This window comes from Streptomyces sp. 4N124 (genome assembly GCF_052245395.1).
Lineage (GTDB): Bacteria > Actinomycetota > Actinomycetes > Streptomycetales > Streptomycetaceae > Streptomyces.
On record NZ_JBQQBS010000064.1, the window covers coordinates 13,740 to 38,205 of the forward strand.

At 68.0% G+C, this 24,466-nt stretch carries 18 protein-coding genes and 2 pseudogenes; 8 read left to right on the forward strand and 12 right to left on the reverse strand.

The genetic code is table 11. The features are described 5' to 3' along the window. Window positions 1-2: 2 nt before the first annotated feature. The 5 genes and pseudogenes from ACTWQO_RS40665 to ACTWQO_RS40685 all read left to right on the forward strand — a co-directional run. Window positions 3-6,224: a golvesin C-terminal-like domain-containing protein gene (locus ACTWQO_RS40665; protein ID WP_443242406.1), complete on the forward strand. Its 6,222-nt coding sequence runs from the start codon at window positions 3-5 to the stop codon at window positions 6,222-6,224. A gap of 9 nt (window positions 6,225-6,233) precedes the next feature. Beyond that, complete coding sequence (locus tag ACTWQO_RS40670) at window positions 6,234-7,406, forward strand: hypothetical protein (RefSeq protein WP_443242407.1); 1,173 nt, start codon at window positions 6,234-6,236, stop codon at window positions 7,404-7,406. A 135-nt stretch (window positions 7,407-7,541) separates the two neighbouring features. Further along, window positions 7,542-8,210: an RNA polymerase sigma factor gene (locus ACTWQO_RS40675; protein ID WP_443242408.1), complete on the forward strand. Its 669-nt coding sequence runs from the start codon at window positions 7,542-7,544 to the stop codon at window positions 8,208-8,210. A 137-nt stretch (window positions 8,211-8,347) separates the two neighbouring features. Beyond that, entirely contained in the window at window positions 8,348-9,163 is an 816-nt protein-coding gene (locus ACTWQO_RS40680) for an alpha/beta fold hydrolase (protein WP_443242409.1), read from the forward strand. Between the two features lie 50 nt (window positions 9,164-9,213). Next, a pseudogene (locus tag ACTWQO_RS40685) lies at window positions 9,214-9,496 on the forward strand (helix-turn-helix domain-containing protein); the annotation flags it as partial. A 380-nt stretch (window positions 9,497-9,876) separates the two neighbouring features. Here the strand turns inward: ACTWQO_RS40685 and ACTWQO_RS40690 are convergent. From ACTWQO_RS40690 to ACTWQO_RS40705, 4 genes are all read right to left on the reverse strand, one after another. After that, window positions 9,877-10,863, reverse strand: coding sequence for a bacteriocin fulvocin C-related protein (locus tag ACTWQO_RS40690; RefSeq protein WP_443242410.1), 987 nt, complete (start codon window positions 10,861-10,863; stop codon window positions 9,877-9,879). Between the two features lie 556 nt (window positions 10,864-11,419). Beyond that, window positions 11,420-11,662, reverse strand: coding sequence for a peptidase inhibitor family I36 protein (locus ACTWQO_RS40695; RefSeq protein WP_443242411.1), 243 nt, complete (start codon window positions 11,660-11,662; stop codon window positions 11,420-11,422). 257 nt (window positions 11,663-11,919) lie between these two features. Further along, window positions 11,920-12,144: a hypothetical protein gene (locus ACTWQO_RS40700; RefSeq protein ID WP_443242412.1), complete on the reverse strand. Its 225-nt coding sequence runs from the start codon at window positions 12,142-12,144 to the stop codon at window positions 11,920-11,922. Window positions 12,145-12,335: 191 nt separating this feature from the next. Then, entirely contained in the window at window positions 12,336-12,473 is a 138-nt protein-coding gene (locus ACTWQO_RS40705; protein WP_443242413.1) for a hypothetical protein, read from the reverse strand. A gap of 514 nt (window positions 12,474-12,987) precedes the next feature. On the opposite strand from ACTWQO_RS40705, the pseudogene ACTWQO_RS40710 reads away from it, so the two are divergent. Next, window positions 12,988-14,187, forward strand: a pseudogene (locus ACTWQO_RS40710) (GlxA family transcriptional regulator); the annotation flags it as partial. After that, window positions 14,187-15,257 carry a hypothetical protein gene (locus ACTWQO_RS40715; protein WP_443242414.1) on the forward strand — a complete coding sequence of 357 codons (1,071 nt, stop codon included), beginning with the start codon at window positions 14,187-14,189 and terminating at the stop codon, window positions 15,255-15,257. The pseudogene ACTWQO_RS40710 and the gene ACTWQO_RS40715, both read left to right, overlap by 1 nt. Window positions 15,258-15,677: 420 nt before the next feature. Here the strand turns inward: ACTWQO_RS40715 and ACTWQO_RS40720 are convergent, their stop codons facing one another. The 6 genes from ACTWQO_RS40720 to ACTWQO_RS40745 form a co-directional block, all read right to left on the reverse strand. Further along, a complete protein-coding gene (locus ACTWQO_RS40720) occupies window positions 15,678-15,869 on the reverse strand; it encodes a hypothetical protein (protein WP_443242415.1) in 192 nt (63 codons plus the stop codon). Between the two features lie 1,344 nt (window positions 15,870-17,213). Then, window positions 17,214-19,295 (reverse strand): NAD-dependent DNA ligase LigA, encoded by a 2,082-nt coding sequence (gene ligA, locus ACTWQO_RS40725; RefSeq protein ID WP_443242416.1) that lies wholly within the window; start codon window positions 19,293-19,295, stop codon window positions 17,214-17,216. Window positions 19,296-19,899: 604 nt separating this feature from the next. After that, window positions 19,900-20,298: a hypothetical protein gene (locus ACTWQO_RS40730; RefSeq protein ID WP_443242417.1), complete on the reverse strand. Its 399-nt coding sequence runs from the start codon at window positions 20,296-20,298 to the stop codon at window positions 19,900-19,902. Between the two features lie 317 nt (window positions 20,299-20,615). Next, a complete protein-coding gene (locus tag ACTWQO_RS40735; RefSeq protein WP_443242418.1) occupies window positions 20,616-21,527 on the reverse strand; it encodes an NlpC/P60 family protein in 912 nt (303 codons plus the stop codon). 460 nt (window positions 21,528-21,987) lie between these two features. Continuing rightward, on the reverse strand, window positions 21,988-22,215 hold the full coding sequence (locus tag ACTWQO_RS40740; RefSeq protein ID WP_443242419.1) for a hypothetical protein: 228 nt from the start codon (window positions 22,213-22,215) through the stop codon (window positions 21,988-21,990). Then, window positions 22,212-22,697: a hypothetical protein gene (locus ACTWQO_RS40745; RefSeq protein WP_443242420.1), complete on the reverse strand. Its 486-nt coding sequence runs from the start codon at window positions 22,695-22,697 to the stop codon at window positions 22,212-22,214. The genes ACTWQO_RS40740 and ACTWQO_RS40745 overlap by 4 nt, the downstream gene beginning before the upstream one ends. Before the next feature lie 75 nt (window positions 22,698-22,772). Here ACTWQO_RS40745 and ACTWQO_RS40750 point away from each other — a divergent pair, with 75 nt between their 5' ends. Further along, window positions 22,773-23,270: a winged helix-turn-helix transcriptional regulator gene (locus tag ACTWQO_RS40750; protein WP_443242421.1), complete on the forward strand. Its 498-nt coding sequence runs from the start codon at window positions 22,773-22,775 to the stop codon at window positions 23,268-23,270. Here the strand turns inward: ACTWQO_RS40750 and ACTWQO_RS40755 are convergent. Further along, entirely contained in the window at window positions 23,265-23,993 is a 729-nt protein-coding gene (locus tag ACTWQO_RS40755; RefSeq protein WP_443242422.1) for a DNA alkylation repair protein, read from the reverse strand. The two genes, ACTWQO_RS40750 and ACTWQO_RS40755, sit on opposite strands and share 6 nt — an antisense overlap. Then, window positions 23,974-24,276 carry a hypothetical protein gene (locus ACTWQO_RS40760; protein ID WP_443242423.1) on the reverse strand — a complete coding sequence of 101 codons (303 nt, stop codon included), beginning with the start codon at window positions 24,274-24,276 and terminating at the stop codon, window positions 23,974-23,976. The genes ACTWQO_RS40755 and ACTWQO_RS40760 overlap by 20 nt, the downstream gene beginning before the upstream one ends. Between the last annotated feature and the right edge of the window lie 190 nt (window positions 24,277-24,466).

The following is a 24,466-nucleotide window of genomic DNA, read 5'->3' on the forward strand; positions in this document are numbered from 1 at the left end:
GTGTGACCGCCACCGTGATTATCACCCCGGCCCTGCCGCAGGTGGCGTTCGCCGCCCCGTCGGAAGAAAAGCCCGACACCTGGCTGGCCGACGCTCAGGACTGGGCGCCCGCTGACGACTCCGTGCCACCCGCCATTCCAGCCGACTCGCTGCCGGAACTCGGTCGCACAGGCCAGTTCACCCTGGCCTCCGACCGCACGGGCGTGGCACTTCGCCAGCCGACCGACGTACGTGCCACCGGGGCCGAACTGTCCTGGAGCGCCTACACGGACCCCTCCCAAGCCCGTGCGGACGACATCACCGCCTACCAGGTGCACCGGGCCACCCGAGAGGACTTCACACCGTCGGCGGCCACCCTGGTCGCCACGCTGGGCAAGAGGCGTACGAGCTTCACCGACACCAGTGCCGAAACGACACCGGGGGACGGCCGCACCTACCACTACATGGTCGCCGTACGGACCCGGGACGGAAAGCTGGTCCCGGCCGCCACCCGCCGAGCCGTGCTTCCCGCGGCCGAGATGACGTACTTCGCGCCCGAGACACCGGCCAGAATGATCCCGGGGGACACGTACACCACGGATGTCACGCTCACCAACACCTCCGCCGAGACATGGCCGGCCGGCAAGCGGACGCTTTCGTACCACTGGTCGCTGCCGGACGGCAAGGACGTGTCGACGCTCCTCAACCAGGCGCACACGCGGCTGCCCGGGGACCTGGCGCCGGGCGACTCGGTCACCGTCGAGGCGGAGATCAAGACGCCGACGGCCCTCGACCTGGGAACCGAACGCGAGGACTATGTCCTGACCTGGGACGTGTACGACAAGGCGACCCTCAGCTGGCTGTCGAAGAGCGACGACATTCCCGGCCTCGCCCAGGGCGTCGTGGTGGAGGACCCGACCTCGGACCAGCTCGGTATGGAGAAGTTCTTCTCGTACACGGGCCGGAACACCGGTGCGGGTTCGTCGGTCATGGACAACCTGTACTCGGGCAACGCGGTCTGGCAGTACAACGCGTTCACCAACCCGGGCCGGGGGCTCGGCACCTTCGTGCGCTTCGCGTACAACTCGCTCGACACCTCGGACACCGTGCTGGGCCCGGGCTGGTCGGCGCAGACCTCCGGGCCGGTGCGGCTCGGAGCCTCGCTGGAGTTCCAGCCCAAGCTGCTCCCGCACAAGGTGATCCTGCCCGACGGTGACGGCACCTCCCACGTCTTCGAGAAGCGCAAGGACGGGACCTGGGAAGCCCCGGCCGGGGTCCACTACCTGCTGGAGGAGAAGAAGGGCAAGCACTGCCTGCCCCTGCACGAGGAGGACCTCGACGCCTGGTCGTTGACCCGCCCGGACCGGACCCGGTTCTTCTTCGACTGCCACGGCTACCTCAGCTCGATCGTCGACAAGAACGGCAACACCCTCACCTTCACCTACGACGAGCGCCCGTCCCTGGGGCGGAACACCAAGTTCCTGCGCTCGATCACCGATGCGGCGGGCCGCGAGACGTTGAGGATCGACTACTTCGACAAGGGTGAGTCGTATGAGTACATCGACGACAAGGGCGAGAAGCGGAGTGAGGACAAGCTCCTCAACCCCCACATCGTCAATCACGTCAGGTCGATGACGGACGTCTCCGGCCGTGAACTCACCTTCGTCTACACCGAGAAGGGTCGGCTGGCCGAACTCACCGACGGTGCCGGCTCCGCACAGCCGAAGGTGTTCGCGTTCGGCTACGACCAGCACGACCTCAAGCACAAGCTGGTCAAGGTCACCGACCCCCGCGGCCACGCCACCGAACTGGCGTACCGCGAGTGGAAGCCCGGCGAGGACCCCGACCTGCACGGGACGTTGAAGACCTTCACCGACCGGCTCGGCAACGACACGCGCTTCGCCTCCACCGATCCCGACGGCCACAAGGGGTCCGACCGGCAGACCGTGGTGACGGACTCCGAGGACAACCCGACCACGTACCGGATCGACGGCTACGGGCGCACCACCCGTGTGACCAACGCCAAGTCACAGGTGACGAAACTGAGTTGGGACGCCGACAACAACGTGAGCCGCCTGGAGGAGGACAACGGCGCGGTCACCACCTGGGCATACGACCCGAAGACCGGCTACCCCCTGGAGCAGAAGGACGCCGAGGCCCACAAGAACGACACCGAGCCACAGCGCCTCCAGTACCGGACGGGCCTGGACGGACACGTCGCCGACCTCTGGCGCAGAGTCTCACCCGAGGGGCGTACCTGGCAGTTCGGCCACGACGAGCGCGGCAACCTCACGTCCGTCACCGATCCGCGCGGCGTGGCGACGGAGGCCCCGGACGACTACACGAGCACGTACGCGTACGACGAGCACGGCCAGCAGACCGGGGTGACGGACGCGAACGGCCATACCACCAGGAACAGCGACTTCGGTCCGACCGGCTACCCCGGCACCATCACCGACCCGCTGGGCAACTCCTCGGCGTATGTCTACGACGAGCGCGGCAACGTCCTGGAGTTCGTCGACGAACTGGGCAAAAAGACCACGCAGACCTACGACGTGTACGGCCGCACACTGGTCGCCACCGTCCCCAAGGACCAGGACGCGGGCGACACGATCACCACTCCGGCCCCGGAGTACGACGAGAACGACAATGTCACCCGGCGGCAGGCGCCCAATGGCGCGGTGACGACGGCGGTCTACGACGCAGCCGACCGGATGACCGAGAGCACCGCGCCCAGGGACACGGACAGCTCCCCCGAACGCCGCTGGACGTACACCTACGACTCGGTCGGCAACCTGCTGAGAACGGTCGAGCCCAAGGGCAATCTGACCGCCGAGGACGGCGACTACACCACTACCAACGCCTACGACGAGATCTACCAGCTGATCCGCGTGACCAACGCCGAGGGCGACCGGATCGGCTACAGCTACGACGACGTCGGCAACGCGGTGAAGGTCGTCGACCCGAACAAGAACGCCACCGAGGACCCCGACGACTACGCCAGCAGGACCACCTACGACCTGAACCACCGGGTCACCGAGGTCCTCGACGCAACCGGCAGGATCACCGCCAAGTTCACCTACGACAAGGACTCGCTCACCCTCTCCCGGACGGACGCCGCCGGCGCCACCACGTACATGGCCTACGACGCGCGCTCCGCCCTGATCGAGACCCGCGTCCCGCACGCGCGCGGCGACGACGGCGAGATCACCCACCGGACGACGCGTCACGAGTACGACCAGGTCGGCAACCCCACCCGGACCGTCTCGCCGCGCGGTGTGGAAACCCCCGACGACGACAAGGACTTCGTCACCGAGACGGTCTACGACGAGCTGAACCGGCCCAAGCAGAACATCCAGCCGTACGACCCCGACGACCCGCGCCACAGCACACCCGTATCCACCTTCACTCGGTACGACAAGGCCGGCCGGGTCTCCCAGGTCTCCGCGCCGCCGTCCGAGGGCCAGTCGGTCCGCAACGACACCGACTACACGTACTACGACAACGGGTGGGTCCGGTCCGCCACCGACCCCTGGGACATCGCCACGCGCTACGACTACGACGAACTCGGCAACCAGAAGGCACGCAGCCTGACCTCGGCCGGAGGCTCCTCGTCCCGCACCATGGGCTGGACCTACTACCCCGACGGCAAGCTCCGGTCCCGCACGGACGACGGCGTCCCCGTCGGTCTGCACGTGGCGCTGGTCGACAACTCCGACAGCCAGCACACGGTGTCCACGGGCACCTGGGCCAGCGCCGACAAGCGGGGCCAGCAGGGCTACGACCACCGGGTCCACGCGGCGGGCGCGGGTGACGACAGTTTCACCTGGAACCTCACCATTCCGCAGGACGGCACGTACGAGGTCTACGCCAAGTACCCGGAGGTGGAGGACGCTTCGGACGCGGCGACGTACGAGATCACGCACCGCTCCGGCAGCTCGACCAAGACCATCGACCAGAGCAAGGACGCCGGGACCTGGGTGTCACTCGGCTCCTACGCGTTCACGCGGACCGAGGCCGCCCGGCTGAAGCTCGCGCAGAGCGAGGCGGGCGCGGTGGCCGCCGACGGCGTCAAGCTCGTACGCGACACCGGCGGCGAGACGGACGACGAGAAGAAGACATTCCGCTACACCTACGACGCCAACGGCAACATGACCGAGCTGAGCGACAACTCCGTCTCGGCGGCCATCGACACGTACCGTTCCGAGTTCACCGAGCTGAACCAGCTTCGGAAGCTGGACGAACTGGACTCGGGCGAGACCAAGAAGTCGATCAGCTACACGTACGACCCGAACGGCCAGACCCTGACGCAGGCCCACACGGACCAGCGCTCGGCCTACACCTACGACCCTCGCGGCTTGGTGACCCGTGTGTCGGTAGGCACCGGCCCCGACGACCCGGACCCCGAGGTCACCACGTTCACCCACACCGAGCGGGGCGAGACGCTGCGCGAGGTCAAGGCGAACGGCAACACCGTCGACCACGCCTACTTCCTCGACGGCGCGCTCAGGAGCCAGGTCGAGAAGAAGGCGGACGGCACGGTCGTCAGCGAGCACACGCTCGCCTATGACGCGAACGGCAACACGGCCCGGGACGCCACTCGGAAGATGAACGCCGACGATCACTCGGCGTACCTCGACTCCACCACGGAATACAGCTACGACCCCGCCAACCGCCTGTCCCGTTCCGTCAAGACCGGCACGGGCGCGGGCACCGAGACGTACGTCCACGACGACAACGCCAACGTCATCAGCCAGACCGTCAAGGGCGAGACGACCACCTACCGCTACGACCGCAACCGGCTGCAGTCCTCGGCCACTTCGGGGACGACGTTCGCATACAACTACGACCCCTACGGCCGCCAGAACACCGTCACCGCGGAGGGACGGGTCGTCGAGCGCACGGCGTACGACGGCTTCGACCACGTCGTGGAGAGCAGCCGGCTGAACGAGTCCGGATCGATGGACACCACCGAGTACGCCTTCGACCCGCTCGACCGGACCACGTCCAAGACCAGAGGCGGCGAGAAGACCGACTACCAATACCTCGGCCTGTCCGGCGAGGTGCTCAACGAGACCGTCGCCGGCGAGATCCAGCAGTCGTACCAGTACTCGCCGTGGGGCAGCAGGCTCTCCCAACTCAAGGAGACCGGCGACGACGCCGGGGAACTCACCACCTACAGCTACAACGCCCGCGGGGACGTGGAGACGATCGCCGACTCCGACGGCGACACCAAGGCGACCTACGGCTACACGGCCTACGGCAAGGACGACGAGTCCGAGTTCACCGGTATCGACAAGCCGGAGGCCGGCAACCCTGACAAGGAGGCGTACAACCCGTTCCGCTTCAGCGCCAAGCGATGGGACGCGGCCTCCCAGACGTACGACATGGGCTTCCGTGACTACAGCCCGGGCCTGAACCGGTTCGTCACGCGGGACACCTACAACGGCGCCCTTGAAGACCTCCAGCTCGCCACCGACCCGCTCACCGGCAACCGGTACGCGTTCACCGGCGGCAACCCGGTCAGCCGTGTCGAACTCGACGGGCATTTCTTCGGTGACCTGTTGGACGACGTAGCCGACGGCATCAAGGCGGCCGCCGAGTGGGCGCGGGAGCCCGCCAAGTTCGTCTCCAAACGGAACCCGGTGGGGCTGGGGCTCGACATCGTGGGGAGCATCTTCGGTTTCGAGTCCCCCACCGACATGGCGATCGACACGGTGGTCGACGCGATCACCGCGCCGTCGCTGGAGGAACAGTTACGGCCCGCGGTGGAAGCCCTCGGGCGGCTGAACCGGCTCAAGGAGCAGCAGGAGGAAAGGTGTTCCAAGGAAAGCTCCGCGGATTCCTGGATCATTTATTCCAACCTGGACAGCGAGAACCGGGCCACCGGAGCGGTGGCATGCCTCGCTCCGTATACCGCGGAAAAGCAGGATGAAAGGGCTCCCGTGGATCCGGTGGGCTGGGAAAAGGACGCGAACATGGAACGCTCTCATCTGATAGCTCGGGAGTTCGGCGGCAACAACCTGCGGCCGAATATCATCCCGATGCACAAGGAAGCCAATGATCCCGGTATGCGGGATGTCGAGAGGGATGTCCGTGCGCGCCTGGACAGGGGAGAACGCGTCTTCTACACCGTGGTCCCGATATACGCGCCGGGCAGGACCCGGCCGCTGGGTGTCCTCACGTACGTGAACAGCAGAAGTGGCAGCAGTACGTCTTTCGTTCCCAGTGGACTGGTCGGCTAGCCTGCCCCTGTGAGCGACGGACCGACATTCGTGGAAGCGCTGCTCAAGATCGTCGGGCCGGTGGGGGCGCCGGAGGAGGAGTACGACTGGAACGTCGTCGAATCCGAATTGGGCGCCCCGCTGCCGCCGGATTACAAGGCCATCGTGGACAGGTTCCCCAGGGGCCTGTTCCGTGGTCTGGTGAGAGTGAGCCGACCCGGCGATCCCAACCGTCCCAAGACCGATTTCCTGGGATTCAACAGGCACCGCCTCGACGACCTGCGCACCGCCCGTGAGAGCGGCCGTGCGCTCCTCCCGTACCCGGTCTTCCCCGAGCCGGGCGGACTGCTGCCGTGGGGTTTCGGCGTGCAGGACGAGCATTTCTTCTGGGCCACGGAAGACCGCGACCCCGCGCGCTGGCCGGTGGTCGTCTCGGACAGTTCGTTCACGCGGTGGAGCGAATTCGGCGGTGGCATCGGCGAGTTCCTGGTGGAGGTGGCGTCGGGACGGTGGGACGCTTCTCCGTTCGGGGCCAACTTGACGGGTGAGGCTCCGTTCATCGTCGAGGAACCGCCCGTGGCCCCCGACTCAGCCGAGGCCGAGGAGGCCGCCGCGGAGTTGAGCGGTCTCTTCTGGCGGCTGATGTCCACGGGCGGCCCCCGCCCCGAGGACAGGTTCGAGGAGTTGTCGCGGCGTATCGGGCAGCCGGCCTTCACCACCCCGCGCCCGCCCGTGGACTGGACGATGGCCGAGCAGGGGCTCGGGGCTGCCTTTCCCTCGGACTACAAGAGATTCATCGACTCCTACGGCCCCGGTGTCTTCGCCGACATCACCGTCTGCGCCCCCGGGGCACCCGGCCTCTTCGATCTGCGGAGATTGCTGGAACGCAAGGCCAGGGAAGGACGGGGCGGCTCGGACAGTCCTTTCCGGCCACCCGTTCACCCGGCGCCCGAGGGCCTGATCTGCTGGGGCGAGACCGAGGACGGCTGGTCGTGTGCCTGGGCCCCGGTCGGCTGCGATCCCGACCGGTGGGGCGTCGTTGTCGCACGCCCCGGAAGCCATCTCGAATCGGTGACATACACGGAATCAGAGTCCTTCTCCTCCTTCCTGTTGAGACATGCGGAACCGGAAGGCTCTCCGGGAATTTTCGTCGGCCGTGACCCGTGGCTGGGGGGTGCTGTTTTTCGCCCGGCCGTACTGTAATTCCGCCATCTCGTTCACCGGGTGAAGTATATGTGTTCGGCTTGCTTCGTACGGTGCCCAGAAGAAGCTTGAAGGGTAACCTTCCCCTGTAAAGGATGCGCAAAGGCGTGCGACGTGCAGGGGTGGGGGAATCTTATGCGCACTCGTGGTGTGCGCCGTTATCGACGGCCGGACGACGAGGAGTTAGGGGAAGCGGTCAGACGGGCGCAGGCCGGCGACGACACCGCGTTCGGCAGGGCTTACACACTCGTGCAACCTATGTTGCTGCGCTATATACGAGGCTTCGCCGGAAACGACGCCGAGGACCTGGCCTCGGAGGTCTGGTACGAGATCACCCGCGATATCGGACGGTTCAGCGGCGACGGTTCGGCGTTCCGGGGCTGGGCGGCCACGATCGCCCGTTCGCGTGTGGTGGACGCGGCCCGACGCCGACGGGCCAGGCCTCGTACCACGGTGCTCGACGGGGACCTCCTGGGCATCCCGGCACGGCACGACACCGCGCAGGAGGCCATGGATGCGCTGGCGACCCGTCAGGTGCTGGACATGATCGCCGCCCTCCCGCCGCATCAGGCCGAGGCGGTCCTGCTGCGTGTCGTGGCCGGTCTGGACGGCTCGACCGTAGCCAGGATGCTCGGCAAGCAGCCCAGCGCGGTGCGCATGGCGTCCTATCGAGGTCTGAAACGACTCGCCCGGGCATTGCCCCCGGCGGACATCTCTCGTGGCCTACAGCCGGGGTCGTTGCCGGCCGGCATCGCCCGCGATGCATCTGGATCCCGATCCAGCGACGGTGACCGGCCGTTGTGACTACGGATTAGGTTCGCCGGGTTGGTGGTAGAGGCGGGCAGTTGGATGCGCGGGGACGTCGAGAGTGGCGGGATCGCGATATCTGTCGGCGGATTGAGGCGTACCGAACGCTGGTGTGGCCGCTCTAAATTCGGCTCATGGAAGAGATCAGCTACCAGGCGGCCGACGACTGCACCCTGCACGCCACCGTCACTGGAGAGGGTCAGGCCCTGGTCCTTATGCATGCCGGCGGCCCTGACCACAAGAGCATGCTTCCCCTGGCCGAACGGCTTTCCGATCGCTTCATGGTCGTACTGCCCGACCTGCGAGGCTACGGCCGGTCGGTCTGCAAGGACCCGGCCCGCTATACCTGGGCCCAGTATGTCGAGGACGTAATGTGGCTCCTGGACCACATCGGTCTCTCCAGTGCCGTACTCGCCGGCGCAGGCTTGGGCTCCACGATCACCCTTCGGACGGCGGCCGCATACCCGGACCGGGTCCGGGCGGCGGTGCTCATCGGGGTTGAGGACATTGAGGACGACGAGGCGAAGAAGGCCGAGATCCGCTTCCTCGACTCGTTCGCCGCCCGCGTCGAGGCTGATGGCATCGAGGCGGGTTGGGAGCCCATCCTCGCCGGTTTCCCTCCCGTTGTCGGTGCCATGGTGCGCGACGCCATCCCTCGAGCGGACCCCGCCAGCATTGTGGCCGCAGCCGCTATCGGACATGACCGTTCTTTCCGGAGCGTCGACGAACTCGCGACGATCGGCGTGCCGACCCTCATCTTCCCGGGCACCGACCCACGCCACCCCAGCGCTCTTGCCGAAGAGGCCGCCGACACCCTCCCCAACGGACAACTGGCCATGATCCCGATCGGCGACGACCTCCAGACTGCCGTGGACCTCGCCCGCGCCACCGCTCCCGCCATCCGTGAATTCCTGACCAGATTGGCCACATCCGTGAGCGGCACGGGGTGATCGTGGCGGTTGGATGTGTGGTGGCATCCGATCTGACCGCCGGCGGTGCGGTGGCCGAGCCTGTCCGTGTGCGCAGACTGACCGATCAGGAGGGGCAGAAGCTGCAGCAGATCGGGCGCAGGGGTAGCACCGACTCGGCGCGCGGGCCGACGAGGACACCGTGCCCGACGTGATCCACCGGTTCAGCGAGATCGGCCTGGCCTGTCCGGACCCTCAGTGGGCGGGAAGCCGTCCCCGCCGACTCAGCCCTGACGACGAGGACTTCGTCATCCAGACGGCCACCACCCGCCCACCAAGCTCGGCCAGCCCTTCACCCGCTGGTCCCCGCGCAAACCCGGGCTGCAGCCACATCCGGTCCGTGTACACGCGCAGCACGCCGACCTCCCGATTGCGGGACATCTTGACGTCCTTGACCTTGCCGGCAACGTTGCGCCGGCCCCAGATCTCGCCGAACGCCCGGTGGAGGCCGGGCAGGACGCGAAGCTCAGCTTCGAGGTTCAGCCCAACAGCCGGCTGAAGCTGAACGCCGACCGGTTCGGCGCGCTCGGTGAGAGCGAGTCCCTGAAGTGGCTGCGCAAGACAACCTCGAAGCTGCCGAGACACGGCCGGATGGCGTCGGGCGCTCCGGGCGCGCGCCGGCCCGTACTCCGGTTGACCGGTGCTCGTCGGGGTACGGGCCGGGTGCGACGGATCACGCCCGGCGCACTACGATTTCATTGCGTGCAGAGCCCGTTGCAGACGTACAGCCAGAACGCGCAGCAGTCGGTGATGAACGCGCAGTCGTGCAGCTTGTACGCGCAGTAGTCGCTGCCGGGGCAGTTGTCATGACACTGGTCGGAGCAGGTGCAGGTGACGAGCACGTCGTCCTCCTCCACCGGGAAGGGGACCGGGTCCTGCACGGGGCCGAGCGTGATGAGCAGCGCGTTGGCCTCGTCGCGGCCGAATTGCCGGATGGCCTCCTCCCGCAGTTCCCGCAGGGTCTGGTCGAACTGCGAGCCCGGTTCCGGTACGGAGGTGAAGGTGCACTCGTCCCGCACGATGGTCGTCGCCCGGTCCAGCACCGCGGTCCGGGCCGGGGTCAGCCGGGCGGCGGTCTCGCGGTACTGGCCGAGGTGGTCCAGCCACAGCTGCCGCTTTGTCTCGGGCGGGAGGTGCGGGTAGATCTGCCTGCGGTAGGTCATCGGGTAGGCGGAGAAGTCCGCGTACTGCCGGGGAAGTCGGTCCATGTTCGCCTCGACCCACGCCTGCGACTTGGACCGGCCGCTGTGCGCGAAGGCGGGGACCTGCCCGGTGACGGCCAGGCCGGCCACCACGGCGGCGCCGACGCCGAGTTGCAGGAAGCGCTTGCGCCCCATCACGTCGCCGGCCCCCTCGGCCGAACGGTCGGCGGGGTGACGGAGCCGCCCGAAGGCCCGGACCACCCGGACCGTCGAGCGCAGGCCTAATCGCCGCACCAGCGGTACGGCCATGGCCCGACCCACCCACGCGCGGACGTCGTCCCCTTCGATCCGGAGGAGGGTGGGTGCCCACGGTGCCCGCGCGCCCAGGGCCTGTTCCCGCCACTGCCGGACGTCCGGGTTGCCCAGGGGGCGGACTTCGAGTTTCCCCTCGCAGGCCTGCTCGACCAGTCGGGAGATCTGCCGGCACTGCCCGCAGGATCCGTCGAAGGCCAGGATCAAATGCGTTTTTGGCTCGTTCATGGTGCTTACTCCCTCATCGGCATTTCTCCTCGGCGCAGGGGAATACTCCGTGGCGCCCGTTCCTCCCCGCCTTTCACGGCAGGGGTGAGGCACAACCGCTGAATTCCCCCTGGAGCGGCAACCGTGCTTGCCGGAACAACATCGGCTGATCGGCGATCACTGCAACGAACCGACGTTTCACCGAGACCGCTTTCATCATTACTTCGCCGATCTTGATTTGTCCACAACAACTTCCTGATCACGTCGGGAATTCGTCAGCACATCGATCCGCGGGGGAACCGGCCCTCACTGGCCGACGTGGGTGGCCTGTCAAGGGGTGGAATCCAGCGGGCCGGGGGTGAGGCCTCGCAGTGGATGCGGTCGGCGGGCACGCCGCGGCGCACCAGGCCCGGGTGCACCTCCCGCATGAACGGCAGCGGCCCGCACGGTGGGCCGCCACACCCTCCGTCAGGGGGAGGCCGTCGACGTCGATCCGGCCGGGCTGCCCGCCCTCGCCGGTCTCGTACCAGGTGCGTGCCGGGCCGGAAGTGAACCGCACCCGATGCCGACTCCAAGATCAAGCCCCTCCGAGCCACACATAGGCGGAGGGCAGATTTGATACTGACCTGCCGGGAGCCAGCAAAATGTTCGTGCCCGTGCAATTCCTGCCGGTCCACATTCGCTGATATTCGAACGTCTGGTTTAGTGCTGACCTCGCGCCGAACCCCATCCACCTGCATTGCCCTGAATCAATCGGCCGGAACGTACCCTTGAGCCCGTTGAAAGTCGGCCCCGACCACGCGCAGAGGAAGCGCCGCACCGAGAGCGACGACAGACGTCAACGCGGCCCCAAGCCGTGGCCTTATGGATCCACTCATGATGTGTCCGCGACTACTGCGTCGCTGCTCATGTGCCGACCTAGTGACGGCGTGGCCAGGCAGGCTGCTCCAGGAACCGGCCATCGCAGCGCCCCTCGGCTGCGGTGCGCGATGGTGGGGTCGAGGGTGTGGGCCTGTTCGGTGGCGTAGGCACGCAGCAGGTCGTGGAGGGTGTAGCGGCCGGGGACCTGTTCGGTGATCAGGTGTGCGCGGGCCAGTTCGGCCAGCTGGGTCTGGACCCGGTGAGGCTGGCGGCGGCCGGGGCGGAGATGTCGGGGCCGGGGTGCACGCCCAGCAGGGCGAACAGCCGGGCCGCGCCCGGGGCGAGAGAGTGGTGGAACCAGGAGAACACCGTACGCGCATCCGTCATCGGGTCGTCGCCGTCGCCGGTGAATGCCGTCAGGCTGCCGTGGGCGGCGCTCATGGGCCAAGGACGGGGCACTGGCGGTGGCAGGATCTCCCTGACGCAGGGTGCGGAGCGTCTCCTTGGTGCGGCACGTCCCACCGATTCGGCTGGCGCATGATCTCGCCGATTTACCAGTAGGCGGATTCGGGGTGGTGGCAGATGTACCAGCCCAGCATCTTCGCCACCGGGATGGTCAGGCCGAGGTGGTATCAGGACGGGTCCTTCCGTGTCCCCTTCCTCGTGCTCTTGCCGTGCTCCTGCAGTCCGATGGACTCGGCGAAGTCGTTGAGGATCGTGCCTTCGACGGTGGGACCGAGGATGTCGGCGGGCAGGATGCGGAGGTTCAAGTCCGGCTCGGGTGTGCAGAGTTGGTCACTACCTCCTACCGTGTGACCGGCAGTGCGCGGGCTGCTGGAACCTGCTGATGGAACCGGGGGAAGTGCGTTGAAGGATTTCGTCGCGGCCTGTGCGGCTCAACTGGTGCAGCGCATGAGGGAAGATTCCTGGCCGCTTGTTCGCGAGGCGCTCGTGGCGTTCCTCGTCGACAACGAATCCGGCAGCGAGACGCGCGCGGACGAGGTCGGCCACGAGTTGGACCGGGCCCGCAGCGACCTGCACTTCGCCCTCGATCATGGAGAGGAGGACACCGCTGCCGATGTGGAAGCCGAATTGCGTATGCGGTTGCGCCGTGTCCTTCGCGGCAAGCCTGGTGCAAGCACCCCGCTGCGCCGTTTGGTAAGCCAATTCCTGCCGGCCACCCCGGATTCCGGCGCGCTCGGAGCACCCGGGCAGCGAACCGCCACGACCAGGGAGCCCTCCAGGCCGACGTCGCCAAAAGCCGCGACTTCCAGCTCCCCGGATGGCGTCGCCCGGGAGCTTTCCGGGCGACGCCGCAAGGAGATCGTCGCGGTGCTGCTGTTCAGCGGCGGCCCCGCCTTCGAGACCTCCATACCGCTGTCGGTGTTCGGAATCGACCGCCAGGATGCCGGCGTGCCGCGCTACCGCCTGCTGGTGTGCCGCGGTGAGGAAGGGCCCCTGCGGACCACGGGGGGCATGGAGCTCGCCCCGCCGTATGGCCTGGAAGCGATCTCCCGTGCCGGCACTGTCCTTGTGCCCGCTTGGCGTTCGATCACTTCCCCGCCGCCAGAGGAGGCGCTCGACGCACTGCGCCGGGCGCACGAGGAAGGCGCCCGCATCGTCGGACTCAGTACGGGAGTGTTCGCGCTGGCTGCCGCGGGCCTGCTGGACGGACGTCCCGCGACCACGCACTGGATGTACGCGCCGACGCTGGCCAAGCGCTACCCGTCGGTACACGTCGATCCACGGGAACTCTTCGTGGACGACAGCGACGTGCTGACCTCGGCCGGGACGGCCGCGGGCATCGACCTCTGCCTCCACATCGTGCGGACGGATCACGGCAACGAGGCGGCCGACGCGCTCGCCCGGCGCCTCGTGGTCCCGCCGCGCCGCAGCGGCGGTCAGGAGCCCTACCTCGATCGATCCTTACCAGAGAAGATCGGCGCCGACCCGCTCGCCGATGTCGTCGCCTGGGCGCTGGAGCACCTCCACGAACCGATCGACGTGGAAGACCTCGCCACGCGCGTCTACATGAGTCGGCGCACCTTCAGCCACCGCTTCCGTGAGCTCACCGGAAGTCCTCCAGTCCAGTGGCTGATCACCCAACGGGTTCTGAAGGCGCAGTACCTCCTGGAGACCTCGGACTACTCGCTGGACGAGATCGCCGAACTGTGCGGCTTCCGCTCACCGGTTGCCCTGCGCGGCCACTTCCGCCGCCAGCTGGGGGCGTCCCCGGCCAATTACCGCGCCGCCTACCGCGCTCGCCGCCCCTCGGACGGCGGGACCCTGCACACCTCACCTGGGCCCTCGCCTGCCCCAGACGACGATGAATGGCCACCCCCGCCGCCGCTCCCTCCAGCTGGGTCTCCCGTCCCGCCAGCAGTTCGCCGTACGGCCGCAGCCGACGCCGTGGCATCTCGGGCAGGGCGTGCGGCTGCAAATCGGCGCGCCGACACCGCTTCTGAACGCGACGCTGACGCCTGATGGGAGATATCGCCAAGGGGGCGCTGGGAGGCGCCTGGAGCCTGCTGGTCGGGTGGGTACTGCCCACCGCACTCAACCTCGCCGTGCTCACCACAACCCTGCTGCCCGGCCTTCGCACGATCCCGCCGTTCGAACACGCTGCAGGCCTGGCCGAAGGACGCGGCGCGCTGGCCTTTCTCACCGCCTCGCTGATGCTGGGCCTGGTCCTCAACGCTCTGCAGAACCCCCTCTACCGCATTCTGGAGGGCTATCTGCTGTGGCCGTCGGTCGTGTACGAATACGGGTGCCGCCGCCATCAGGCCATCAGGCGGTGCCTGACCGACCGGCTTCTGCTCATGCGCCTCGAACGCCGCGCCGCCGACGCCAACCTGACGGCCATCGACGGAGCAGACCTCACGCTCCTGCGCCACAGCCCCCACCTTGCCCGCCACCGAAAGCTCGATCAGCGCAGCACCGTCACCCGCCGGGCGCTGTTGCAAGAGCGTCTCGCCCGCTACCCCGTCGGCGACGGCCACCTCGCGCCAACCCGGCTCGGCAACGCAATCCGCCGATTTGAGGTCTATGGCCACGACCGCTATCAGCTCGACTCGCAGCTCTTGTGGAACGAGCTGACCGCCACCGCTCCGGAACAGGCGCGACGCCAGGTCGACACCGCACGGGCCAGCGTCGACTTCTTCGTCTGCCTGCTCTACGGCCACCTCGCCGTACTGCTCGCCGCGGGGGTGACCCTCACTTCCGCTGCCATCGGCTCGCCAGCCGCAGCAACTACTGCGGTTGTCCTCGCAGCCCTCGTTCCCGTGTGGTACCGCTGCGCTGTGCGCGCCACAGATGAATGGGCGGCTGCCGTGAGGGCTCTGGTCAACGTTGGACGGCACCCCCTTGCCGCATCGCTCGGATTGGATATCCCCAAGGAACTCGCCGCCGAGCGCACGATGTGGTCCCTGGTCTCCTGGCTCCCACGCATTCCGTACCACGAGCACGCTGCAGCCCTGGACCAATACCGTCGCTCACCTGCCCCCACCGGTGACGACACGACTGAAGGGGCGGTCAGGCCGACGGCGAGGCGGTGAGCAACTCCTGCTCGGTGGGCTGGTCCAGACACCCTGGGGGATCTGGCGGCCCATAACTCCGGCGTTCCTTCCCCTCAGCGCCGGCGCCCGCGATCGTAGCCGGTGCAACGGGTGTGGTGCGCTCGCTGGATCGGGTGGCGCCTCGCACATCTGGATCGACATGAGCCAGCAGTGTCCGTGGCGGCATCAACTTCGTGCTCCGGAAGGCCCTGTTCCCGGCCGCCGCACCTGACGCACATGGAACGCTGACACGATCCACCAACACACCGCTGCCCAACGGGGCGTGGCGGCGCCGTGCACCCGCACCGCTCCGGATCGCCCTGCAGCTCACGTGGGCGTTCTGGCCGCTGTGCTCGCGTACGCGGCGCCATAGGAAGAACGCCGCCGTCGGCTTGGCCGCAACTGCAGCCAGCATCGGCGCTACTGAGGGCAGCCGCCGGCGCAGAGGGTGGTGAACTCTCCGGCTTCGGCGGGGAGATGGGAGGCCTCCCAGGGCAGCGGCTTGGTGGGTGCGGTGCGGCCGGGCTCGGCTGCGGAGGCGCCGGATACGAAGCCCATGGTGAGTGCCACGGCGGCCAGCAGGCCGGCGGACAGACGAGTAACAGTGCGCATGAGTGTTTTCCCCCTTGGCTTGAAGCCGGGCGGCCAGGTCAGGCAGCCCTTGCGGCTATTCTCGCTTCCCGTCGTTCTCACTTGCCATACGCCGATGGTCTATTGGCGGCCGCCGAGAGTATGCGGCTGGTTCGAGCAGACAGAACTACTCACCGCGAGGTCGTGACACGGACGCCCACCGACAATTCGAGGTCACGGTCGATCCGCCGTCGTAGGGGGCGCCGTTGGGCTAGGCGTAGGCGGCTTCGGTGGTGGTGCGGCGCATCCGCAGATCAAGGAGCGCTCCAGCGATTGCCCTGCCAGGCCTCAGAAGCGGCATCGACGGCATCGGCCAGGCGCTCGAAGGAGAGGTCGCAGTCATCCATGTGCCACGAGTTCTCGGTGTCGATCTTCTGGGCATCGCCTTCTCCTCGTCCACGCGTTGGTGGGCTGAGTGTGCCGGGAATGAGTGGCGCGGGTGAAACCACGAAGGCATAGCGCCTGCATGCACTCAGGTATGGACGGCAACCGGGCAGGGGAGAACCTAACCGCGCCTGTCATGCGGCGAGTTGGCCGTGAGGGCATGGGATGCCGAGTGAAGGGTGACGACGTGCCGAGACGCGATTTGGCCCCAACGAAGTTGGTCGTCTGCCCCGAGTGCGGTGTACCGACGAAGGCGAGCCTGCGTAACGGTCACCTCTACGAGCACCCGGCGCCGGATCGCCCCGGCATCTGTCCGAAATCCGGGCAAGTGGTGGTGACCGGCAAAGAGCTGACGAACAGCTACGAGTGTGCCTGCGGCACCTGGGCCCGGATCACCCACAAGGACACCCTCGCCCAACACCTCATGCCGGAGGGGGAGCGCTGCCCGCTGTCTGGAGAGCCGATAAGGACTCCAGCCACTCCCCGCCCCGTCGTGAATGGGCTGCTGCGCATGGTGCCGCCCGCGCCGGCCCAAGGGTGGCGGGCGGAGCCGACCCCCAGCAGAGGCGGTTCCAGCGTGTACGCGATCCCGGCCGGCCTGCCCGGCCACGGCCGAAGGCGCCGCTGACGAGGGGGAGAAGGCCTACCTCGTGGATTCGTAGCGGCGCCCTGAAGGCCGGCGCCGGTGATCAGCACGTGAAAGGCCCCGGCTGGACGGGGGAGACCAGCCGGGGCCGTGTGCGGTGGGTCTGCGGAGGGCGGTCGCCTCTCGGCGGAGGGCTCCATGGGGCTTCAGCCGGACGATCGTCCCCATGGGCTGTAGGTGAGGCCCGGGGACACTGTCCCCTCCGCAGCCACATATGGGTGAACGGTCAACCGCTTCGGGTTGTTCCACGTGCCGCCCGGGTTCCGCTGTGAGGTGGGGCACCCGCCGTCACGGGGCTATTCGAGGAAGTCGGCGATGAGGGTGGCGAATTCGTCGGGACTGGCCAGTCGGATACCGAGGGTTTCGGCTTTGGCCCGCTTGGATCCGGCGCCGTCTCCGGCGACGACCAGGGTGGTCGTCTTGGAGACGCTGGAGGAGGAGCGGCCGCCGGCACGTTCGATGAGCTCGTTCATCTGGTTACGGCTGAGCTTCTCCAAGGGGCCGGTCATCGCACCGGTCACGACCACCGTCATCCCGGCCAGCGGCCCGTCCGCCGCCTCCGCCCTCCCCGGGCTGCTGTCGGCGTCGCCAGCAGCGGGCGGGGTGGCGCCAGGCTCGGTCATGTTCACCCCGGCGGCGGCGAGTTTGTCGATCAGCGGGGCAAGTTCGGCGAGTTCGGCGACGATGGACGGGGCCTTCTCGGTGCCGATGCCCTCGACCTGCTGCATCGTTTCGGCGTCGGCGGCGCGGATGTTGTCCATGGTGGCGAAGTGCCGGGCGATCCGGCGGGACATGGAGCGTCCGGTGCCGCGCACCCCGAGCGCGCACAGCACCCGCGACAGCGGCTGGTCCTTGGCCGCGGCGATCGCGGTGAGGAGGTTGTCGGTGCTGGTTGCGCCCATACGTTCCAGGCTCAGGAGCTGCTCGCGGGTGAGGGTGAACAGGTCGGCGAGGTCGGCGACGAGGTCGGCGTCGACGAGCTGGACGACGCGGGTGGCGCCGAGGCCTTCGATGTCGAGCTGGTCGCGGCCGGCGGCGTAGGACAGGGCGGCGACCAGGTGACAGTTACGCCCGTTCTCGCAGCGCCAGCGCTGCTCGCTGGTGTCGATGACGGCCCCGCAGCGCGGGCACGCCTCGGGGAAGGCGATGGGCTGTTCCTCGCCGGTGCGCAGGTGGGCGACGGGGGCTTCGATACGGGGGATGACGTCGCCGGCCCGGTGGACCATGACGTGGTCGCCCAGGCGCAGGTCGCGGCGGGTGATGTCGGCCGGGTTGTGGAGGGTGGCGTAGGTGATGGTGGCGCCGTCGATCTCGACCGGCTCCAGCACGCCGCGCGGGGCGATGATGCCGGTACGCCCGACGTTCCACTCCACCTCCAGCAGCCGCGTGATCTTCTCGACGGCGGGCAGCTTGTAGGCGATCGCCCAGCGCGGGGCGCGCGTCCCGGATCCGGCCGCCTGCTGGTCGGCGGCCAGGTCGGCCTTGATGACGATCCCGTCGATCCCGAACGGCAGCTCCGCCCGCAGGGCGGCGATCTCCTGCACCCGGGCCAGCACCTGCTGGACCGTGTCGGCGGTGGTGCCGGGCACCGCGGTTGTGGCGGTGGTGTTGACCCCGAGCTCGCCGGCCTTCGCCATGAGGGCGCTGTGCGCGCTCTCGCCCAGCTGCGCGGAGAGCGCCGGCCCGGTGTCGGCCAGGGGCAGCAGGCCATAGCCGAAGAACGTCATCGGCACGGTGTAGGCGCGCTCCTTGGCGCGCAGGGTGCCCGCCGCGGCGCCTCGCGGGTTGGCGAACGGCTGCCCGCCATGCGCCGTGCGCACCTCGTTGCCGTGCTCGAACTGGGCCGTGGTCATCAGGACCTCGCCCCGGACTTCCACGGTGACCGGCTCGGCGAGCTCGTCCGGCAGGCCCTCAATGGTGCCGATCGCGTGCGAGACGTCCTCGCCCGCCGTCCCGTCACCGCGGGTGATCAACTGTCTCAGACGGCCGTGGGTGTAGCGGGCGGCTATCGCGAGCCCGTCCAGCTTCGGCTCGACACTGAACTGCGCCACGTCGTGGCCGATCCGGCGGGACAGCGAGGCGGTCCAGGCGGTGAATTCCTCCGGGGAGAACACGTTGTCCAGGCTCAGCATCGCCACCGTGTGCGGGACATCGCCCTCCACGGCGCCGCCGGCGACCTTCCCGGTCGGCGAGTCGGGCAGCACCTGGTCGGGATGGTCGGCCTCCCATGCGGCGATGCCGCGTACCAGCCGGTCGTAGGCGTCGTCGTCCAGCGCCGAGGTACCGCCCTGGTAGTAGGCGCCCGACGCCTTCACGGCGTCCTCGACCGCCTGCGCGTAGGCGGCGGCATCCACGATCACTGCAGCTGGTGTCGTCATGTCGGCCATCCTGCCTGCCACCACTGACAACACCCCCGCACACCGTCCGCATCTGCCGCTTCGCAGACGCCGATTTTCGGTGAGCCGGACGGTTCTCACTCCCAGCCAGGGACAGGCGGGCGGGCTCGTGCATATATGCGCCCTATACCACTGCGTGAAAGGGGTTGCGCTTCCTTATGGCTAATTGATCTCGGGATCCAGGCAAGTAGCCACCAGGCGCCCATCGAGTAATCACCGGTGGTGTGCACCCGGGGCGGAGGCCAGCCTTAACGTGCAACTTTCGGAGAGCACGAGTCGCCTGGATTTCTACCCGGTACTACAGGGAACGCGGACGGTGTCACCGGCGCCTTGGTAGCCCTTTCCCCCTCGACATGGGACGTGATCAGCCGCCGAACCACGGGCGGGTCAGCACTGCACGTGCTTGGCCTGGGTGGTGGTCAGGCCAAGGTTGACCACGGCGGACGCCGCTTGCGGAGCGGCAACGGACGGTGCGGGGACCGCGTATGCGGCACCGGAGGCGCCCACGGTGGTCAGGGCGGCGACGGCGACGGCGGTGGCAAGGGCCTTCGCCAGGGAGCTGTGACGTATGAAAGTCCGTCGCCGATCACGACCTGCACCTGCCCTGGGGGCGGAGTGGATCCGCCCCCAGGGCAGGTGCGATCAGAAGAACATCTGGCAGTAGTAGCTGCCCGCGCGGGCGAAGGCCGCCTGCGTTCCTTCCCCCGCGATGCCGTCGAGCCGGCCGGTGTAGCCCCCGGTCCTCCTTCAGCCATCTCTGCAGGGCGACAATGGTCTTCGGGCCCGGAACGCCGTCGAGGGCGCCGTCGTAGCCGTGGAACCACTTGAGCATCTGCTGCATGGCCTTCGAGCTGTCGGGGCCGAGAGCCCCGTCATTGACCATGCTGCTGTCGAGGTCGTAGGCGATCAGCATCGCCTGCATGCCCTTGGCCTGCTTGGTGCTCAGACCCAGGTTGACCACGGCGGTGGTGGCGGTGGTGACCACGGTGGACGGCCTTCCCCCAACTGAGGGAAGGCTCGTGATGGGGGTGTGTGACACAAGTGGACGGGGGAGGAGATGCCGCCGAGAGCCGCCGGCCAGGCCCGCGGGGTGTGCGGTGCTGCCGCGCGAGCCGTAACGCCAGTGGCCCCGACGGCAGTTGACCGTGCAGGTGGAACAAGGCCAGCCCCGCCGGGGGCACTGAGAGGGCTGTCAACCAGTCCAGCCTGCAGCTGTCCACGGCCACCTTGACCCTCGTCAGCGACCCGGTGCGCGGCCATCTGCAGATGATCCGCTCACGGTGGCGCAAGCAGGGAGCGTCGCTACGAGGAAGTGGACGACCTGACGCCGACGATTCGGTAGTAGTACTCGTTACCGTCGGCCTCCTCCCACCTGACGCCGACGTTGAGGCTGCTGTAGCCGATGTCGGCACTCGGATTGAGGGCGGAGTAGAGGCGGTTGTCGCCCGCATAGAAGCCGACGTGGCCGTGATAGAAGACGAGATCGCCGACCTGCCGGTCGGACGGGTCGACCCTCAGGACGTCGAGGGGTTTGAGGTTGCTGTTGTCGGACTCGTTGTTCGCGGCCTCGTCCCTCGCCCAGTAGAAGTAGTCATTCGCTGACTTGCGGGTCCAGTCCGAGGGGAGGTCGGGCACCCGGTTGTACGAGTGGAACACCAGGCCGGAGCAGTCGAAGGTGTCCGGCCCTTCGGTAGTGAGCACGTACTGCTTGTCGATCTGGTCGAGCGAGTAGTGGTAAGCCACGCGGGAGAAGTTGTACACACTCTTGGTCGTCGAGCACTCGACGCCCGACGCCGTGTTGCCGTTCTGGGTGATGATCTGCAGGCGCCGGAACTGGGCGATGTTCGAGGGGTTCCAGGTGTCCTCGCCGCCCGAGACGGTATCGCCATGGAGAACGGCCGCGGTTTCCCCGTTGACGAACTGGAACGGCTGGGAGCCGTCGGCGCCGACCGCGTTCATCCTGAGGACGGGCGGCTTGCCGTCGCCCCGGTCGGTGTCGGTCAGTTTCCAGTGGATGCTGGCCTCGTTCGAGCTGTGCCAGTAGATCTGGACCAGGGACCGCGCTCCGGCGCAGCCGCCGGTCACGGTGGTGCTGGGGTTGGCGATCGGCTCGTTCGCGGAGGCCGACGGTGCGGTAGCCAGGCTCAGCGCACCTGCCGCTATGAGCAGTGCACCTGTCGTTAACGTGTTCCTGAGTCTTGCGAGGACTCTCAAGCGGACTCCCAGGATCGTCGGCACGCCACGTGCCGGATGTGTCAGGTCGGTGGGAAGGCTGGCGGTGAAAGGAGTTGCAAGTGAGGTCAGGCGCGTCGCCAGCGTCGCCCTGTACGACGGGCACGGTAGCCCGGCCTGGTCGCTGGGTGTGCCGGTCGTTTGCCCCACAAGAAACGGCCGCCGCATGCACGGGACAGCGGACGAGGCCGCCTCTGGTACGACGATGTACCTCGGCCTGTGGGCAGGATCGGCCTCGCGGTCTGCGGTCGTTGCCACCCTCTTTGCCGCCAACGTGCGGGCGCTGATCCAAGTGCGGCGTGTCGGCGGCATCCCACCGAAGCACAGCCCGTCCTCCCCTCGGCAGCGCGCGTCTGTGGACCCTGGCCGTTGAGGCCGCCGACCGCGTACACGCTCCGCGGCCGACGCGTGTGTGGCTCACCGCAGAGGCCAACGCACTCGTCTACGCGCCGTTCCGACGGGCGGCGTGGGGCAGCAGGTGGCCGTAGGGATTGACGGTGGTGGACAGCGTTGAGTGGCGCAGCTCGGTGAGGACGCCCTGCGGGCGCAGCGGACAGTCGTCCGGCTGGCAGAACACCAGCCCTTCCAGGGGAGTGCCCGGAGGCTGACCGGCCCGAGCGAGGGCGGCCCGACGCTCCAGCGCAGCGGTGACACGGGGGTTCAGGCTCACCCAGTTCCGGCTCGCCTTGGTCTTGGGGTGACTGAGGTCGCGCCGACTGTTGTGACGGCCGTGAGATTCCACCGCACCAGCAGCGTCTTCTCGGCAAGGTGCACGTCGGTCCAGCGCAGGCCCAGGCCCTCGCCGCGGCGCACGCCGGTGCCGAGCAGCAGCTCGAAAAGGTCGGCCAGTTGGCCGCCGTAGCGGGTGCGGTTGTGCCGCAGGAGCGCGGCCGCCTGGGAGTGGTTCCAGCAGATCCGCTCCTGCGCCGCCGGCCGGGATGTCGTCGCATACCGGCTCGGGTTGTCCGCGATCAACCGGGCGCGCATCGCGGCGCCGAGCGCGCTGGAGACAGTGGCACCGATCCGGTAGACGATGGTGCGCCCCCGCCCGCGGGCGAGCTCGGCCTCCTGCCAGGCGGGTGATGTGCCGCGGCCGCAGATCCTGGAGGGCGATGCGCCCGGAGGCCGGCCGAGGCCGACGATCATGGTCATGTCTCCACAGCTACGTCACTGCTAATATAGAAGCCAGGTCAGGTGTGAAAGTGGGCCACGGAGAGGGCGGAGGCCATGGCGGCCAGAGTCAGGCTGGAGGACAGGGAGTGTCCCCTGTCGAAGACGGTGCAGCATGTCGGTGAGTGGTGGACTCTTCTGATCCTGCACGATGCTTTTGACGGTTTCACGCGCTTCGACCAGTTCCAGGAGAACCTGCGGATCTCGTCGAGCATGCTCACCAGCCGCCTGAAGACGCTCGTTGCCGAAGGCCTGCTGGAGCGTCGCCCGTATCAGACCAACCCTACGCGCCATGAGTACGTCCTTACCGAGTACGGACGCTCCCTGCGGCCGGTGATTGTCGCTCTGGCCGCCTGGGGCAACTCCCGCCTCGACCCGGGCAAGCGCAGCATGATTCTGGTGGACCGTGAGTCGGGCGAGGAGGTCGACCCTGTGGTGGTCGACCGCACCACCGGCCGGCGCGTCGACACGGACGAGTTCGTCTTCACCCACGGGCCCGCCGCAAGCGAGGCCATGCGTGCCCGCTATGCCGGCGCGCATGGTCAGGAGTCATGAGGACAGCGCCAGGTCGAACTCCGTCTGGCCCTGGGCCACGCCGTTGATCTGCAACTCCAGGGCATGTCGTCCGGGGTGGAAGACGCGGGTCGTGATCTTCCTGAAGGAATGGCGGCGGCTGATGGCCAGTCGTTCCCCCGCGCCGAGCGTCTTGGTCGTCAGTTTGAAAACCTTCGGCGCCGTACGGCCGTTGGCCTTCTGGTAGTGAATGACGTAGTCGATCGCCAACTTGGCCGGGGTGTCACCGGTGTTCTCCAACTCGAAGGTGAAGACGAGCTCTTCGCCGACCCTCACGCGTGTTCCGCTCAATTCGACTCCGGTGACGGTGACATGGGCGGCGGGCTCGAACCCCATCAGGGCCAGGGCGCCCGGATGTCCCTTCTTGATGGCGGTGCGCAGTGCATGACGGATCAACCGAGGCGTGTTGTCATCGGGGCTCTCCGCCCAGCGCGTGACGATGTCGACGGCGAGGTCGGGGTCTGCGTGGCTGATGTCGTTGACGTGGTTGGCCACTGAGCGCCGTACGTATTCGGAGGGGTCGCGGTAGAGGGCGTCCAGGATGGGCAGGGTGGCGTCGGGGCGGTCGAGTATCGCCGGGACGCGGATCGCCCAGGGCAGTCGGGGACGGGTTCCTTCCGTTGCGAGACGCCGGACATGCTCGTCCGGGTGGTCCACCCACTGGCTCACGATCTTGAGGGAGCGCTCAAGATCGGCGAAGAGCACGCGGCGGATGGCGAATTCCGCTGTCAGTCGCGGAGTGGTCCGCAAGCAGGACCAGGGCCGACTCGAAAGTGTCGGGCTCGCTCGCCTCCAGGGCGCGGGAGACGACCGCCTCGGTGACGGGCCAGATCATCCACCCGGTGAATTCCGGATCCTTGAGCGCGGTGCGTACGACCGCCTCCACAGGGAGGTACCCCGCGGGCAGGTCCTTGAGCAATGCGTCGCGCAGCAGGTCGCTGCGTTCCCGCAGAGCCAGCCCGTCGAGCCGGACGGTGCTTGAGCGCACCGCGGTCGCACCCCTGGTCCGATTGGCCCTTTCCATGCATGCGGCAAGCCCCTCCGCGGCCGCGCGACCCAGCAGTTGTTCAGCGAGAGGCACAGGAGGGTTCCTTTCCGGTTTCTCCCAGCCCCGCGTGCGTGAGCGAAGGGGAGCGAGTTCCCATGGAGTTTCGCGTTCTGGCCTGCTGGTGAGGCGA

What these genes read in the sequence shown, in the direction of transcription:
- ACTWQO_RS40745 (WP_443242420.1), bottom strand. Translation starts at nt 22,697, where the DNA reads ATGACCATGATCGTCGGCCTCGGCCGGCCTCCGGGCGCATCGCCCTCC.
- ACTWQO_RS40675 (WP_443242408.1), top strand. Translation starts at nt 7,542, where the DNA reads ATGCGCACTCGTGGTGTGCGCCGTTATCGACGGCCGGACGACGAGGAG.
- ACTWQO_RS40720 (WP_443242415.1), bottom strand. Translation starts at nt 15,869, where the DNA reads ATGCGCACTGTTACTCGTCTGTCCGCCGGCCTGCTGGCCGCCGTGGCA.
- ACTWQO_RS40690 (WP_443242410.1), bottom strand. Translation starts at nt 10,863, where the DNA reads ATGAACGAGCCAAAAACGCATTTGATCCTGGCCTTCGACGGATCCTGC.
- ACTWQO_RS40700 (WP_443242412.1), bottom strand. Translation starts at nt 12,144, where the DNA reads ATGAGCGCCGCCCACGGCAGCCTGACGGCATTCACCGGCGACGGCGAC.
- ligA (WP_443242416.1), bottom strand. Translation starts at nt 19,295, where the DNA reads ATGACGACACCAGCTGCAGTGATCGTGGATGCCGCCGCCTACGCGCAG.
- ACTWQO_RS40750 (WP_443242421.1), top strand. Translation starts at nt 22,773, where the DNA reads ATGGCGGCCAGAGTCAGGCTGGAGGACAGGGAGTGTCCCCTGTCGAAG.
- ACTWQO_RS40715 (WP_443242414.1), top strand. Translation starts at nt 14,187, where the DNA reads ATGGGAGATATCGCCAAGGGGGCGCTGGGAGGCGCCTGGAGCCTGCTG.
- ACTWQO_RS40680 (WP_443242409.1), top strand. Translation starts at nt 8,348, where the DNA reads ATGGAAGAGATCAGCTACCAGGCGGCCGACGACTGCACCCTGCACGCC.